9 protein-coding genes are annotated in these 15,357 nt (G+C 72.5%); 3 read left to right on the top strand and 6 right to left on the bottom strand.

All coding sequences use genetic code 11. From position 1 onward, the window contains the following. Nucleotides 1-100: 100 nt before the first annotated feature. The 6 genes from B9W62_RS33515 to B9W62_RS33490 form a co-directional block, all read right to left on the bottom strand. On the bottom strand, nucleotides 101-1,705 hold the full coding sequence (locus B9W62_RS33515) for a glycoside hydrolase family 13 protein (RefSeq protein WP_087810668.1): 1,605 nt from the start codon (nucleotides 1,703-1,705) through the stop codon (nucleotides 101-103). 122 nt (nucleotides 1,706-1,827) lie between these two features. Then, nucleotides 1,828-2,799 (bottom strand): carbohydrate ABC transporter permease, encoded by a 972-nt coding sequence (locus B9W62_RS33510; RefSeq protein WP_256976669.1) that lies wholly within the window; start codon nucleotides 2,797-2,799, stop codon nucleotides 1,828-1,830. 22 nt (nucleotides 2,800-2,821) lie between these two features. After that, the gene (locus B9W62_RS33505) at nucleotides 2,822-3,784 is read right to left on the bottom strand and encodes a carbohydrate ABC transporter permease (protein WP_087810667.1); all 963 of its coding nucleotides are present in this window, start codon (nucleotides 3,782-3,784) and stop codon (nucleotides 2,822-2,824) included. Between the two features lie 78 nt (nucleotides 3,785-3,862). Beyond that, on the bottom strand, nucleotides 3,863-5,197 hold the full coding sequence (locus B9W62_RS33500) for an ABC transporter substrate-binding protein (protein WP_087810666.1): 1,335 nt from the start codon (nucleotides 5,195-5,197) through the stop codon (nucleotides 3,863-3,865). Nucleotides 5,198-5,409: 212 nt separating this feature from the next. Then, nucleotides 5,410-6,549 carry a ThiF family adenylyltransferase gene (locus tag B9W62_RS33495; RefSeq protein WP_087810665.1) on the bottom strand — a complete coding sequence of 380 codons (1,140 nt, stop codon included), beginning with the start codon at nucleotides 6,547-6,549 and terminating at the stop codon, nucleotides 5,410-5,412. Nucleotides 6,550-6,854: 305 nt separating this feature from the next. Next, a complete protein-coding gene (locus B9W62_RS33490; protein WP_087810664.1) occupies nucleotides 6,855-7,613 on the bottom strand; it encodes a YqjF family protein in 759 nt (252 codons plus the stop codon). Nucleotides 7,614-7,870: 257 nt separating this feature from the next. Here B9W62_RS33490 and B9W62_RS33485 point away from each other — a divergent pair, with 257 nt between their 5' ends. The 3 genes from B9W62_RS33485 to B9W62_RS33475 all read left to right on the top strand — a co-directional run bounded on the left by B9W62_RS33485 (nucleotide 7,871) and on the right by B9W62_RS33475 (nucleotide 15,310). After that, nucleotides 7,871-9,061 carry a DNA polymerase III subunit beta family protein gene (locus tag B9W62_RS33485; protein WP_256976668.1) on the top strand — a complete coding sequence of 397 codons (1,191 nt, stop codon included), beginning with the start codon at nucleotides 7,871-7,873 and terminating at the stop codon, nucleotides 9,059-9,061. A gap of 121 nt (nucleotides 9,062-9,182) precedes the next feature. Then, on the top strand, nucleotides 9,183-10,037 hold the full coding sequence (locus B9W62_RS33480) for a DUF4132 domain-containing protein (protein WP_087810662.1): 855 nt from the start codon (nucleotides 9,183-9,185) through the stop codon (nucleotides 10,035-10,037). Nucleotides 10,038-10,042: 5 nt separating this feature from the next. Further along, nucleotides 10,043-15,310 carry a hypothetical protein gene (locus tag B9W62_RS33475; protein ID WP_373433750.1) on the top strand — a complete coding sequence of 1,756 codons (5,268 nt, stop codon included), beginning with the start codon at nucleotides 10,043-10,045 and terminating at the stop codon, nucleotides 15,308-15,310. Nucleotides 15,311-15,357 lie beyond the last annotated feature (47 nt).

Genomic DNA, 15,357 nt, shown 5'->3' with positions numbered 1-15,357 from the left:
GGCGGGCCGGGCTCGTCCGCGGAGGTCCGTTCCTCCGCGGGGCGGTCCGCGCACGGCGTCGGACCCGGGCAGGAGGCAGGTCACCGCCCGGGGCCGCTCGTCAGCCGCGCAGCCAGACCGCCGTGTCCCCCGGCAGCCGTCCGTCCGCGTCGAGCTGTGCGCTGGCAAGCAACAGCTCGGTGTGGGCGGGCAGTTCGACGGGCTGGTCCTGAAGGTTCACCACACAGACCAGTCCGTCGGTGCGGGCGAAGGCGAGGACACCGTTGTCGGAGGGGAGCCAGGTCATCGGACCGTCACCGAACCCGGGGGTGTCGCGGCGGAGCCTCAGTGCCGTGCGGTACAGGGAGAGCATCGAGTCGGGGTCGTCGAGCTGGCGGTCCACCGCGTACTGCGGCCAGTACGCGGGCTGTGGCAGCCAGGGCTCCGCGGCACCGCCGAAACCACTGTGCGGTTCGCCGGCCGTCCACGGCAGCGGGACGCGGCAGCCGTCGCGGCCCGGGTCGGTGCCGCCGGAGCGGAAGTGCATCGGGTCCTGGATGCGGTCGAGGGGGATGTCCGCCTCCGGCAGACCCAGTTCCTCGCCCTGGTAGAGGTAGACCGAGCCGGGCAGGGCGAGCGTGAGCAGTGCGGCGGCGCGGGCGCGGCGGGTGCCGAGCTCCAGGTCGGTGGACGTGCCGAAGGCCTTCGTGTCGAAGTTGAAGGCGCTGTCCTCGCGGCCGTAGCGCGTGACCGTGCGCGTCACGTCGTGGTTGCAGAGCACCCAGGTCGCCGGGGCCTGCACCGGGGCGTGCTCGGCGAGGGTGTCGTCGATGGTGCGGCGCAGACGCTCGGGGTCCCAGGGGCACGCGAGGAGGTTGAAGTTGAAGGCGGTGTGCAGCTCGTCGGGGCGCAGGTAGCGGGCGAACCGCTCGGGGTCGGGGAGCCAGACCTCGCCGACGAAGATGCCGCCGTACTCGTCGGCGATCGCGCGCCAGGAGCGGTAGATGTCGTGGATCTCGTCCAGGTCGAGGTAGGGGTGCGGGTCGACGCCCTCGGTGAAGTCGGGCAGGTCCGGGTGCTTGGTCAGCAGGGCGGCGGAGTCGATGCGGACGCCGGCGACGCCCCGCTCGAACCAGAAGCGCAGCACGTCCTCGTGTTCGCGGCGGACGTCGGGGTGGTTCCAGTTGAGGTCGGGCTGTTCGGGGGTGAACAGGTGCAGGTACCACTCTCCGTCGGGCACCCGGGTCCAGGTGTCACCGGCGAACTGCGAGGGCCAGTCGTTCGGCGGGAGTTCGCCGTTCTCGCCGCGGCCGGGGCGGAAGTGGAACAGCTTGCGCTCCGGGCTTCCCGGCCCGGCGGCCAGGGCGGCCTGGAACCAGGCGTGCTGGTCGGAGACGTGGTTGGGCACGATGTCGACGATGACCTTGATGCCGTGCTCGGCTGCCTCGGAGATCAGCTTCTCGGCGTCGTCGAGGGTGCCGAAGGCCGGGTCGATGGTGCGGTAGTCGGCCACGTCGTAGCCGCCGTCGACCAGCGGCGAGGAGTACCACGGGGTGAACCACACGGCGTCCACGCCCAGCTGGGCGAGGTACGGCAGGTTGGCGCGGACACCCGCGAGGTCCCCGGTGCCGTCCCCGTCGCCGTCCGCGAAACTGCGGGGATAGACCTGGTAGATGACGGCGTCACGCCACCATTCATGGGTGCGGGAGGGGTGCACGGCTGCCACGGGAGGTCCTTTCGGGCAGGTGGGACTCCGCCGACGGCCGGAACGGGGCGTGGAAGTGCCGGCCGGCGGCGGAGCGCTTTTGGGTGGTGGAACGAAGGGGAGGTGACGGGCCCGGGTGCGGGTCAGCCCTTGAGGCTGCCGGCGGTGAGGCCCGCCATGATGCTCCGCTGGAAGAAGAAGAACACGATGATCATCGGAATGCTCGCCATCACCAGACCCGCCATGATCTGGTTCTGCGTCACCTGGCCCGCGGTCTGGGAAAGGCCCACGCTGATCGTCATCTTCTCGCTGTCCGGCAGCACGAGCAGCGGCCAGACGAAGTCCTTGAAGACCAGCACGATGGTGAAGATGGACACCACGCCGAGGATGGGCCGGGAGATCGGCAGGATGATCGAGACCAGTACGCGCCACGGCGGCACCCCGTCGATCTCCGCCGCTTCGAGGATCTCGTCGGGAATCGAGTCGAAGAACCGTTTGAGCAGGAAGATGTTGAACCCGTTGGCCGCCACCGGGAACCAGATCGCCCAGGGGGTGTTGAGCAGATGCCACCCGAAGATCGGCACGTCCGTGACGGTGATGTACGCCGGGATCATGACGACGATCGGCGGGATCATCAGGGTGGCGAGCATCGCCCCGAGGATCACGTTGCCGAACATGGGGCGCAGCTTGGACAGCGCGTACGCGGCCGTCACGTCCACCGCGAGGGCGAACAGCCAGGCGCCGACCGCGTAGAAGAGCGTGTTCTTCAGGAGCAGCCCGACGTCGAAGAGCTCCCACGCGTCCGCGAACACCGAGAAGTCCGGGTCCTTCGGCCACAGCGTCGGGGGCATCTGGGCGATCTCCTCGCCCGACTTCATCGCGCCCGTGACCATCCAGTACAGCGGGAAGACGAACACGAGGGTGAACACGGTCAGGACGGTGGCGAGCACGGTCCAGTAGATCCGGCTCCCCCAGCGGGACTTGAGCTCCAGGGGCGAGACGATGGTGCGGGAGTGGCCGTCGGCCCAGGCGCCGCGGCGCCCCTTGCGCCGGCGGCGCGCGGACGGCGGCGTCACCTCGCGGGTGTCCGCGGCGGTTTCCGGGTGCGCTGTCATGTCGACTGTGTTGGCCACGGGACTACCTCTTCTCGTCGCGGGTCAGCCGGAGCTGGACTGCGGCGACCGCAAGGAGAACGATCATGAGCATCACTCCGAGCGCGCTGCCGGCGCCGTAGTTGCCGCCGTAGACGAAGGCGTACTGGTACATCAGGAAGGCGACGGTGACCGTCGCGTTCTCCGGTCCGCCGCCGGTGAGCATGTAGGGCTCGATGAACACCTGCATGGTGGCGACGATCTGGAGCATCAGCATGAGCAGCAGGATCAGCCGGGTCTGCGGGATGGTGACGTTCCAGATCCGCCTGAAGATGCCGGCCCCGTCGAGTTCGGCCGCTTCGTAAAGGTCACCGGGGATGTTCTGGAGCGCGGCCAGATAGATCAGGACCCCGGAGCCCATGTTCATCCAGGTGGAGACGATCACCAGGGAGATCAGCGCGGTGTCCGTGGAGTCCAGCCAGGACAGGCCCGGCAGGCCGACGAAGTCGAGCAGCTGGTTGAACAGGCCGGGCCCGGGATCGTAGAACCAGCGGAAGAGCAGCACCGAGACGATCGGCGGCAGCATCACCGGCAGGTACACGACGAAGCGCAGGTACCCGCGCGCGTGCCGCAGTTCGTTGAGCACGATCGCCACCGCGAACGGGATCACGTAGCCGCACAGCAGGGCGAGGAAGGTGAAGGCGAAGGTGTTCTTCCAGGCCTGGCCGAACGCCGGGTCCTCCACCACCGTGCGGAAGTTGTCCAGGCCGACCCAGGTGGGCTCGTCGACCAGATTGGTCTCCTGGAAGCTGAGCACGACCTGCCGGATGATCGGCCACCAGGCGAACAGCGCGAAGCAGAACAGGGCCGCACACAGGAATCCGTAGGCGGTGAGGTTGGTGCGAAGAGTCCTGCTCCGACGTGAGGACCGTGCGGGACGTGCGGGACGTGCGGGTGGCCGGCGTCGCGGCCCCGTGGGCCGTTTCGCCTGCACGGTGGATGTGTCCATGTGATCTCCCGTTCCGCGTCGCGGGTCGGGGTGCCGCCTTCCGTCGGGGACGGATGCGGCACCCGCGGGCCGTGACGGTCAGCTCTTCGCCAGAATCGTGTTCGCCTTGCCCTCGGCGTCGGCGAGCAGCTTGTCGACGTCGGCGTTCTCACGGGTCAGGACCGCGGACATGGCCACGTCCAGCACCGCGTAGAGCTCCTGCGCCTTCTCCGGCTCCAGCTTGAGCTCGACGTTCTTCGACCCTTCGACGTAGGGCTCGTAGTACCCGACCGGCAGGACCGCGCTGGCCTCGCGGAGTTCGGAGATCTTCTGGCCGGCCGGCGAGTCGCCCATGTAGTCGTTGTTCGGGACACCCACGGCCTCACCGTTGGCCTTGCCGCGCGCGTAGTCGTGCCGGCCCTTGCCCGGGGTGTTGAACTGGAAGTCGATCCACTGCAAGCCGGCCTTGGTCTCGGCGGCGCTCGCCTTCGGGTTGATCATGTAGGCCTCGCCACCGGTGAGCGACGCCTTGCCCTCGGGGATGGGGGCGATGCCGTAGTCCGCCTTGTCGCCCTGGAACTTCTGCACCATGTCGGTGACCACGTCCGGGGCGCCGAGCATCATGCCCGTCTTGCCGGCTGCCATCTGCTGCATCAGTGCCTCCCAGCCGATCAGCACCTTCTTGCCGACGCTGTCGTCCTTCCAGCGCATGTCGTGCAGCGTTTGCAGGACCGCCTTGCCCTCGGCGCTGTTGAAGGCCGCCTTGCCGTCCACGACCATCTCGCCGCCGCGGCTGAAGATGGACTGCGCGAAGTGCCAGCCGCCGACGTTGCCGCCGCCGTACTCGCCGTATCCGACGTAGCCGTCACCCAGGTCCGCGATCTTCTTGGCCGCGGCGCGGACCTCGTCCCAGGTCTTCGGCGGGGTGTTGGGGTCGAGACCGGCCTCCTCGAAGAGCTGGCGGTTGTAGACCAGGCCGACGGTGTAGCTGACGTTGGGGACGCCGTAGACCTTGCCGTCCTTGGTGAGCATGTCCCGGACGTCCTGCCGGATGTCGTCGTAGTTCTTCACCAGGTCCGTGGAGGCGGTGATGTCCTTCGCCTGTCTCTTGGCTATGACATCGGCGTAGTTGGTGACAGGGGCCATGAAGACCGTCTCCATCTGACCGCCGGCCAGCTTCGCGGCGAAGGTCTTCGGGTCGAAGCACGGCTGCTGGTCCGTGCTCTTGACCTTGACGCCCGGGTGCGCCTTCTCGAAGGCCTTGACGTCGTCGTCCCAAGCCTCGCGCTGCTTGGGCGCGGTCTTCGCCGGCTGGCACGCCACGGTGATCGTGACATCCCCGTCGGCTTCGCTGTCCGAGTCACCCCCGCAAGCCGTGGCGGACAGGACAAGACCTGAAGAGATCAGAAAGATCGCGAGGTTGCGGTGCTTCATTGCGGCTCCTCCGAGGTGGCACCCAGGGCACTGCCCTGATCGGAGCGTCACATTAGGACGCGGAACAGAGCTACGCAATATTTTGACCCAACATTGCAAGATTACGACTGCGTTACGAGCCCCATGGACTGAGGCTTCAAGTGGGCGCGCCCGCCGGGAGCAGCAACGTCAGCCGCACGAGGGTCGCCGGCCTCCGGGCCCCCGGGAATGCCTCAGTAGGTGGGCATCTCCGGGTCGATCCGCTCCGCCCAGGACAGAATGCCCCCGCCCAGGTGGACCGCGTCCGGGTGACCGCTGCGCTTGACCACCGCGAGGACCTCCGCGGAGCGGATGCCGGCCCGGCACAGCAGTACGGTCCTGCGGTCCGTGGGCAGCCGTGCGGCGGCGTCGCCGTTCAGGAACTCACCCTGCGGGACGAGCACCGAGCCCGGCAGGTGGGCGAAGGCGTACTCGTCCGGCTCACGAACGTCGACGACGTGCACCGGCTCGTCCGCGTCGAGCAGTTCCTTCAGCTGCTCCACGGAGATGGTGGACTCCCGCGCGGCCTCGGTCGCCTCGGGCGAGAGCAGTCCGAAGAAGGGCTCGGCGGCGGTCGGTTCGGCCGGGCGCGCGGCACGCTCGTGCGGGCGCAGCGGCACGGTCGCGCACGTGCCGGCCATGGCGTCGTACTCCATCACCCGACCGACCAGCGGCTCGCCCTGACCGGTGAGCAGCTTGACCACCTCGGTGGCCAGGGCGACCCCCAGCCAGGCACCGACCACCTTCAGCGCACCGGAGACGCCCCGGAAGTAGGGGGCGGGGGGCTTCGGGAACAGGTCCCTGAGGCCCGGGCCGTGCCCGTCCCAGAAGACCGAGACGCGCCCGCCGGTGGCCCCCATGGAGCCCCACACGAAGGGGATGCCCGCCTCGGCGCAGACATCGTCGACCAGCTGGCAGCGGGCCGGGTCCTCCCCCGCGCAGACCACGAGGTCGTAGTCCCGGACCAGTTGGCGCGCGCGGGGCAGCTCGAACCAGCTCTCCGCCACGGCGCGCACGACCGGATGGGTGCGCCCGAGCGCGCGGACCCAGGCCGTGGCCCGGTCCGCGGGTTCCGCGTCCGGCAGCCCGAGGTAGCGGTCCCACGGGTCCATGGGCGAGCCGTCGGCGACACCGATCATGCCCACGCCGGAGTCGGCGAGGTGAGCGATGAGCGGGGCGCCGATCTCGTCCGCTCCGACGACCAGGACCCGCCCCGCGGCGAGCCGGCGCTGCCCGTCGGAGCCGTGTCCGGCGAGTATCAGCTGGTGTGCCTGGCGGCTGGCTTCTCCGGTGGGCAGGCCGGTGGCGGGTCGTGTCAGCGGGGGAAGCGGCATGCGGGTCTCCTGTGGGTCTTCGGGAGCGGCCACGGCTGCTGGGCGTCCGCCTCGGCAGCCCGGTCGGGTACATGAGGGATCTGCGGCATGACGATGCTGGTTCCCGCACTGTACGCTGAAATCAGATCAGCTCCGAGATCCAGATCAGTGCAACTGCTCGTAAAAATCTGACTGTTGTCGGCAGTGCAGATGCGTCAGCAGACGCCCCAGCAGACGAGAAGCACGGGACGCGTGCGTGCCGGGTGGCCGGGGCGCCGACAGCCCGCTCAGCCGGCCCCCGCCGGGCCGGGGCACCCTGCCCGACGTCAGGGGGCGAGAGCCACGGTCGGGGCCGGGCGGGCGGGACGTCCGAGGCGGACCGGCACTCCGGGTGAGTACAGGACGCTGACCGGGTCGTCCGTCGGGGCCGGTATCCCGGCGCCCGCGACCAGGTCCTCGTCGCACGAGAGGAGCCGGGCGCGGTGCAGGGGCCAGCGGGGATGGTGGTTGGGCAGGTAGGCCGCCCCGCCGAAGGACATGTTGTGCATGCCCCAGCGGGCGGTGAGGAAGTGCTCCAGGGGCGTGGGCTCGTGGATGCGTTCGCCGGTCCGCAGGGTGATGCGGCTGTGCGCGCCGCGCGGTCCCGGCCAGCGGCGTGAGCTGGTGTACGTCACGGTGTCGCCCACGGACCGGACGGCCATGCGGGACCACAGGTAGGGCAGGCGGAAGCCGATCCGCCCCAGCAGCACCGGTACCAGCCGTGAGGCGTCCATCGACCGGAAGACCACACCGCGCCGCCCGTGCGCGTCCACGCTGTAGAGCCGCACATTGGTCTCCGGGAACGAGCCGAAGTACGGGATCCCCGGCAGCCGGAACCAACCGACCCGGTGCATCCGGAAGGCGACGAGCCCGACGTAGGTGAGTCCGTCGTGCGTGTCGGGGACGGTGCCGCGCGGCATCAGGCCCGCCACGGCGGCGGGTTCGACGGCCCAGTGGAGGAAGGCGAGGTCGAGCCACTCCTGGGTGAGGAGCGGCAGCCTTATCGGTGTCGGGGCGTCCGGCGTGACGGCGCTGGGCTTGTGCACGGCGCAAGAATGACAGACGGCGGGGCGTGGGACGGACGGACGGGCCGCGCCCGACGGATGGACCGCGCCGGACGGACGGACCGTGCCGAACGGACGGGCCATGCCGAACGGACGGGCCGCGCCCGACGGACGGACCACGCCGGACGGACCGTGCCGGACGGACGGACCACGCCGGACGAATGGATCGGGTGGCCGGCTGTCGCGGGAGTCGGCCCGTGGTTGACCCTCGACCTGGTGAAGGGATCAGGGTTCGGGACGTGGAGAACGAGTTGCGCAGCATCGGGGAGATGGCCCGCGACAGCGGGCTGGGCGTAAGCGCCCTGCGGTTCTACGACCGTGCCGGTGTGCTGGGACCCGCCTGGGTCGATCCGGCCAGCGGCTACCGCTGGTACGCCCCCGAGCAGCTCGACGAGGCCAGACTGCTGGCCCGGCTGCGACGGGCCGGCATGCCGTTGGCGGACATCCGGCTGGTACTGGCCGGCTGGTCCGGCGAGGACACGGACCTGGTGCGCGGGCTTCTCCAGGCGCACCTGCGCCGACTCGAACGGGGGCTGGCCGAGGCCCGCGGCGAGTTCTCCACGCTCCGAGCGCTACTCGATCACCGGGAGAGTCCCATGACTGCCTCGCCGCGTACCGGCACCGTCCACCTGTCCCTTCCCGCCCCCGCACTGGCGGCCGCACTCGACGCGGTCCGCTTCGCCACCGGCCGGGACCCCGAACTGCCGATGCTCGGCGGGGTCCTGTTCGACGTCGAGGGCGACGCGCTCCGCGTCGTGGCCACCGACCGGTACCGGCTGGCCGTGGCGCGTGTCGAGGCCGTCGGACACGGAGGGTCGCGCGAACAGGTCGTCGTGCCCGCGCCGCTCGTCGACGCGATGCGCGCGCTGCTGGGGAGCGACGAGCCGGCCCGCTTCGCCGTGGAGGGCGACCGCGTGACGCTGGAGGTAGGTGAGCGCCAGGCGTCGGGGCAGCGCCTGGCCCACGACTTCCCCGACTACCGGCGTCTCGTCCAGCTGCCGCCCGGGCGGCGGGTCGTCGTGGACGTGGCCGCGCTTCGGGAGGCGTTGGAGAACGGTCCCGTCCGGGTGACCGAGGAACGCGAACCCGGCCGGTCCGCGCGTGACATCAGCGTGCTGACGACGGTGGACGACGGAACGGTGCTCGTCTGCGGGGACGGCGCCCCGGAGGGGGACACGGACGGAAACCGGGACGTGAGTCGAGACGTGAGCCGGGACGACGACACGGCCGGGGACACAGACAGGGGCACGGACGGGGTCGGGTACCACGTCGGCGTCGACCGGCTGTTCCTGCTGGAGGCGCTCGCCGCCGGGGGCCGGGACCGGCTCGTCCTGGAGTTCGGGCCCGCCCCCACCGCGCCGCTGGCGATCCGCCGGGCGGACGACGAGGCGGCGTTCTCGCTGCTGATGCCGGTCCGTCTGGACGACTGACGGCGCTCCGGCCGCCCACCCCGCGGCCCCTCCCCCGCCCTGCGTCCCCGCGCCGACGGCGTTGTCAGTGGGCTCGCCTACAGTCGTCAGCACTTGATCACTGCGGTGCGGGGAGGCACTCATGGGGTGGGTGACGGCCGGGGACTACGAGGTCGCCCTGGACGACGGAAAGGTGGTGTGCCGCAACGCCGCAGGACGGCGGCTGAAGTCGGTGCCGGCCAAACTCGCGGACGATCCCGCGGTGGTCGGACTGCGTCAGCTCGTCGAGTGGCTGGAGCGGCACGAACGCCAGTGTCTGAGCGACGTGGAGCGGTGGATGGTGCGGTCGCTGCCCGTGCCCCTCGCCGTGCTCACCCGGGTGTGGCCGGACCCCGCCTGGCGGTCCGCGCTGCGCGACCTCGTGGTCACCGGCGCCGACGGCGAGGTGGCGGGCTTCCTGCGGGACGCCGACCCCGAGCGCGGCCTCGGCCTCGTCGACCTCGACGGCGACACGGTGCGCATCGCCCCCGACCTCGTCCATCTCCCGCATCCCGTGCTCCTCGAAGACCTGGAGGAGCTGCGGGAGTTCGCCGTCGAACTCGGCGTCGAGCAGCGGGCCCAGCAGCTCTTCCGCGAGGTGTGGCACCGCCCCGCCGCTCTCGACGCCGAGGCCGCCTCCGTCGAGGAGTACGCGGGCGGCGCCTTCAAGGAGTTGCGCTTCCTGCACGGCCGGGTCACCCAGCTCGGCCACCGTGTACGCGGTGGATATGCCGTCTGCTCCGTCTGGGAGGACGGCCGGGCCGTGGAGGCCCGCGTCTGGGTCGGCGACTACGACGGATACGAGGAGACGGAGACCGGCCCCCTGATGTGGACGGACGCCGCCGGACGGGTGCTGAAGCTGGGCCGGGTCGGCCCGGTGGCCTGGTCGGAAGGCATGCGCATGGCTGCCGCGCTGTACGCCGGTCGCGACATCGAGGACGAGGAGCGGGCCGCGTGAGCGCCATGGACACCACCACCGCGCCGCACGGCGCCACCGGCGCGCACGAGGGCACCGGCACCGGTCCCGGCTCCGGCTCCGGCTCCGGCTCCGGCTCGGACGACGCCACCGCCTCCGCCCTGCTCGAAGCCGGTGCGCTCCTGCCGCCGGGCAGCAGCGGCCGCGAGGACGCCGACGTCCTCACCGTCCGTACGTACACCCATGCCGCGCTGGGCGAGCGCAGCGTCGTCCGGCTGGTGCCCGGCACCCTCGGAGAGGCCGAGGACCTCGCCCTGGACTTCCTCGGCCTCGTGCGGGACCCGCAGACCCCCGAGGTCGGGCAGGTCAGGCGGGAGACCCTCGGGTTCCCCGCCTGGGCCCTGGTCAACGACCCGGCCAACGGGCACCACGCGCTGGCCCTGGTCAAGGACGTGGAACGGCTCGCGCGCCAGGCCAAGTCCCGCCCCGGCACCGCCAAGGAGGGCTTCGAGCAGCTCGGTGACCGGCTCGGCCGGGCCGTGCCGCACTTCCTGCCGACCTTCTACGAGCAGGCCGCGCGGATCTTCCTCCAGTTCGACAACACCACCTACGCCGCCGCCTTCTTCGGCAAGGCCCGGGAGGCCGAGCGGGTGCACGCGCTCGCCGTCGACGAGCAACGGCAGCGTGCCGTGTTCCTGGAGTTCGCGTTCGCCGGGGCGCTGACGGTCAAGGCGCTGAAGCAGCACGTGAAGGATCTGGCCGCCCGGCTGGACGCCGCCGAGGCGTGGGCCCAGTTCCGGCAGTTGGCCGTGGAGCGCTGTGCGGCCGGCATGCCGCCGTACGCCTCGCTGCCGCAGGACGCGCGCGTGCTGATCAAGGCGGCCGGGCTCCCCCGGGTGGAGGCCGAATGCGACCTCGTCGCCGACCTGGTCGCCTCCCCCGCCGCCGTCCGGGCGCCCGCCTCCTTCTGGACCGCCTACCGGGCGACCCTGGGCCTCCTCGCCGAACGGCGGCCCGCCGTTCGGGAGCGCCTGCTGGAGATCATGCCGGCCGGACTGGACCACAGCGTCAAGAGTGACGAGTTCTGGCTGGACCTGCTGGCCGAGTGCGGTGCCGACCGGCTGCTGACCGGCGAGGACGGCGCGACGACCGCCGGGCGCGACGCGACTGCTGCCTTGCGCGATGCGACTGCTGCCTTGCGCGGCACGACGACCGCCGGGCGCGACGCGACGACCGAGGCCGCGGCCGGTGTCGACGCCGCGGACTGGCTGAGCCGTTGGGCCGCCCACCGCAAGCGGGGCGCCACGGTCTGCGACAGCTCGCCCGCCACGCTCGGCCTCGTCGCACGGATGGCTCCCGGGCTGCGCGCCGCCGGACGGCCCGTCGTCCTGTTCACCGGCCGCCGGCACGTGGGCGTCGACATCTCCCTGCTCGACCTGTGCGCGGCGCAGGAAGTCCCCCTCGCCCTGCCCGCTGCCGACGCGGAGGTCCACCTCGGACTGGACCGTTGGGTGCGCGACAGTCATCCGGAGCGGCGTGACCTGGCCGCCGTGGCGGCGGACCCGCGGCTGCGCCCCCTGCTGCTGCGGGCGGTCGGCGCCGCAGGAAACGAACGGCGGTCGAGCCGGGTACTGGACCACCTCGCCGACCACCCCGTCCTCAGCGGGGTCCTGCGCGAGTGGCTGGACGGCGCCGTCGGTGAACTGGCCGGCGCGGTGGGCCTGCCCGGGGCCCAGGAGGCACTGAACCGGCTCAGCGCCTTCCGTTCGGTGGCTCCCCGGGTCAATCCCGAGGCCGTGGCCCGCGCCGCCGGGTACGCGGCGGCTCCACTGCTCGGGCGCACCCTGCGGGCCGGCATCCTCGACGAACTGGGCTGGCCCGCCCTCGACGAGGCCCTGCGACTGCTCGATGCCGAGACCCGGGCCCGCAAGGGCAACGGGCCCGGGACGGGCAGGGACCGCGACACCGCGCTGATCGTGAACGAGGCCTGGCCCTGCCTGATCCTCAGCCGCGGGCACAAGGCGGTCGTCGTCGGCCCCGACCGGATCCTGCTCGAACACGACCTGCGGCTGCCGGCCGACCTGGACCGCTGGCAGCGCCCGCAGTTCCGCTACACGGACGGGGAGCTGCTCGTAGTGTGGTGGCAGGACGGCAAGCAGCGCGGCTACTGGTCCACTCGCCCGTCCGAGGTCCTCACCCTCACCGGTGAGCAGATCTCCCACTGGTGGCGCAACGACGACGTCGTCCCGTCCATCCCGCTGCCCGACGGCGGCCGGGCCACCGGTGGGCGCACGTTGCACGCCGGCGACACCGTCCTGCCCGCGAGCAGGCCCGTCATCGGCGACGGCACGTCGTACTGGCGGCAGGGCAGGCAGGGGCGGCGGCACGTGTGGCTGGAGTACGACCCCGCGACGGGCTCGCACGGCCGCGCGTCCCTGCCCGCCTTCCTCGGCTCCGGCATCGGCGACGACGCGACGCTGATGCAGGACCGGTGCGAGGTGCTGCCGATGCAACCGGGCCTGGAGCAGAGCCCGTTCGGTACCAACGGCACCGTACTGGGACGCTGGGTGCGCGCCGAGGAGGCGGCGGGCGAGACGCTGACCACGGCCGGCACACCCGACGGCCGGACCGTCACGCTGCGGTCCTTGCGGCCCGGCGAACGCGTCACCCCGCTCGGTGCGCTGCGCCTGCCCGGCGGCGCCGCGCCCGTCGTGGCCCGCACGCGACGCCAGGTCGCCCTGTTCGCGCCGGACGACGGCAGTGACGCGGGCGTACTCGGCCGCGTGACACCGAACGAGCGGGGCGGGGAGTTCGCCGCGGGCACGCCGTTCGTCCCGCCCGTCTCCTGCTGGCACGCGCTGCGGCCCCGGGACGAGCGTTCCTCGGCCGTCCTGCGTGCCTTCACCGACGAGGAGGCAGCCGACCTGCTGCGGGAGGCGGCACGGGCGCTGGCCGAGCGCCAGGCGCAGCTGAGCGCGGCGAAGGCCGCGGACGAATCGGCCGGTGACCGCGGCACGGACCCCGACCCCGCGGCAGCCGACACGCCGACCGCCGCCGGGGACGGGCCCGTGGTGCCGTCCGCCGAAGAGGTGGTCCGGCGGGCCGCGGCCCGGGCGCTTCCCGGGCTCACCGACCAGCGGCTCCTCGTGGGCGTGGCGGCTTTGGTCCGCAGCACGGTCCGGATCGCCGACGCGGTCGCCCGCTTCGTCACGCCACCCGTGGACCAGCCGAAGCCGGAACGCAAGCGGACGGAGGGGATGTTCGCGGACTACCGGCCCCGGCACGGTGACGACCGCACCCTGCGCGCGGCCGCCGACGGTCTGACAAGGATGTGGGGGTCGTGGGGCGGCGAGGACCAGTGGACCGCGCTCCGGCAGATCCGTGCCGTGAACCACGTGCTTGCGGGCAAGCCGGCCGACGGCGCGCGCCTGTCCGAGCGCACCCGTCGGTCGGCGCTCGGCGACGGGTGGCTCAGTGACGAGTACACCGTCCCCCGCATCGGCATGATCTGGCCGGGGCTGCTCGGCGTGCTGGGGCCGCTGGCCTACCGGGCCACCGTGCCGACGCTGCCGGCGGCCGAACGGGAGGCGCTGCTCCTGCTGTTCGAGGCGCTCGCGGAGGGGCCGCTCGGCGCTCCCGGGGACGGACTGCGTGAGATCGTCCTGGGCGAGCCGCACGACAAGCACCGGCAACAGGAGCGTGCGGGTCAGGTACTGCGCCGGGACGGCCGCACCGTCGTCGTCCTCGGCTGCCAGAACGTCGACACCGCCCGGGACCGCGTCAACTGGCTCGCCCTCGACCACGATCCGGCGGGCGTCTTCGGCGCCGTCGCCCACTTCACGCTGGAGAAGGAGACCCGGCACGCACCGGCGCTCCCGGCGGACGCGCTCGCCGCGGTCGCCCGGCTGGTCCGGGAGAAGGGAGCCGCACCCTGGCAGGCCGAGGCGCCCGCCGCGCTCGCCACGGCGACTCGGGGAGGCGTCGGTCCGCTCCAGGCCGCCGTGCTCCTCGCCGGGCAGCCGGAGAGCCTCGGCGCCGACGCCCTCACCACGGCCGGGCTCAGGCCCCGGCAACTCGACGCGGGCAACCGCATGCTGAGCTCGCTCCCCGCCGCGGACCGAGCGGCGTTCCTCGGCGCCCTGCTGCCCGGCGATCCCGCCGAGCTGTGGACGGCGGGCCCGGACACGGATGCCGCGGGCCGGGTCTGGGCCGAGCGCCTCGGCGCCCTGGTCCGTCTGCCCGAGGACCTGGCCGTCACGCTCGACGGTCTGCCGGTCGGCTCCGCCGAGGCGGTGCTCAATCCGGCGCGCACCCCCTGGCTGAGCCGCACCACGGTCCAGCGTCCGGACAAGAACGGCCGACTGGTCGCGGAGGACCCCGCCGCGGTGCCGCACCGGCACACGCTGAGCGGCGCCGCCGACACGCTCGCCTCGCTCGCCTACGCCCTCCCCCACGGCCACCCGCTGCGCGCGGCCCTGCCGCAGGGCCTGGCCGCGCTGCGCCGGCGCCTGGCCGACCCGGGCCTGCTGCTCGACCTGGACGTGGGCTGGACGGAGAAGGGCGGCACCACCGCCGCCGAACTGCGCACGGCGTACGGACTGCCCGCCGCGGGCGGCGCCGACGCGGACGGCTCGACGCGAATCGGTGAGGCCCTCGTCCTGCGCCCCTGGCACGGCGACCGGGAGACCGTGCTGGTGCGACCGGCCGGTCTCACCGGCCCGGACGACGCCGTGTTCGGGCTGCTCGAAGGGCTGGTGGGTACCTGGCGCGGCAGCGGGATGCGGGCGCTGCGCACCCTCCTGGGGGACGAACTCGCGCGTGCCCTCGACGCGGGCCTGGATCCCGAAGGGCCCGCCGGGCCGGCCCAGGACCCCCTGGTCAGTGTTCCGGCGCTCGTCACCGAGGTGGCGGCGGCCCACGGCCTGGACGAGGACGCGGCGGCGCTCTACCTGCAACTGCTCGCCCTGCCCGACCCGACCGACCGCAACTGCGCCCGCTGGACCGGCTGGCGGCCCGCTCGGCTGAAGAAGGCCCGCGCCGAACTCGCCGCCACGGGACTGGTCGTCGAGGCGAAGCGGCCACGGGCCGGCCGTTCCCTGTTCCTGCCCTGCGGCTGGCGCGACCTCAAGTCGCCCGCCCTGCCGGTGGAGACGTGGAAGGAGGGCCTCTACCCGGTCGGTGAGGGATTCCGGGCCGTTCCGCTCGTTCCGGTGGCCGAGTTGTTCACCCGCGCGTGGGAGCGGGTCCGGGCCCAGGACGCGCCCGCCTATGAGGAACTCACCACCCGCGCCACCCGCGGGGGGCGTCGCCGATGACCCCGCTCGCGAACCCAGTGCCCACTGCCCGACCCGACCGGAAGATC

Origin of the sequence: Streptomyces sp. CS113 (assembly GCF_002188365.1) — a bacterium.
In the GTDB taxonomy this organism is placed as follows: Bacteria; Actinomycetota; Actinomycetes; order Streptomycetales; family Streptomycetaceae; genus Streptomyces; species Streptomyces tendae.
Note: the sequence above shows the minus strand (reverse complement) of the source record. Positions and strands in the feature narration are given on the sequence as shown.

Excerpts from the sequence above, each read along its gene's own strand:
- B9W62_RS33510 (WP_256976669.1), bottom strand. The coding sequence starts at position 2,799 with ATGACAGCGCACCCGGAAACCGCCGCGGACACCCGCGAGGTGACGCCG.
- B9W62_RS33505 (WP_087810667.1), bottom strand. The coding sequence starts at position 3,784 with ATGGACACATCCACCGTGCAGGCGAAACGGCCCACGGGGCCGCGACGC.
- B9W62_RS33500 (WP_087810666.1), bottom strand. The coding sequence starts at position 5,197 with ATGAAGCACCGCAACCTCGCGATCTTTCTGATCTCTTCAGGTCTTGTC.
- B9W62_RS33495 (WP_087810665.1), bottom strand. The coding sequence starts at position 6,549 with ATGCCGCTTCCCCCGCTGACACGACCCGCCACCGGCCTGCCCACCGGA.
- B9W62_RS33480 (WP_087810662.1), top strand. The coding sequence starts at position 9,183 with ATGGGGTGGGTGACGGCCGGGGACTACGAGGTCGCCCTGGACGACGGA.
- B9W62_RS33475 (WP_373433750.1), top strand. The coding sequence starts at position 10,043 with ATGGACACCACCACCGCGCCGCACGGCGCCACCGGCGCGCACGAGGGC.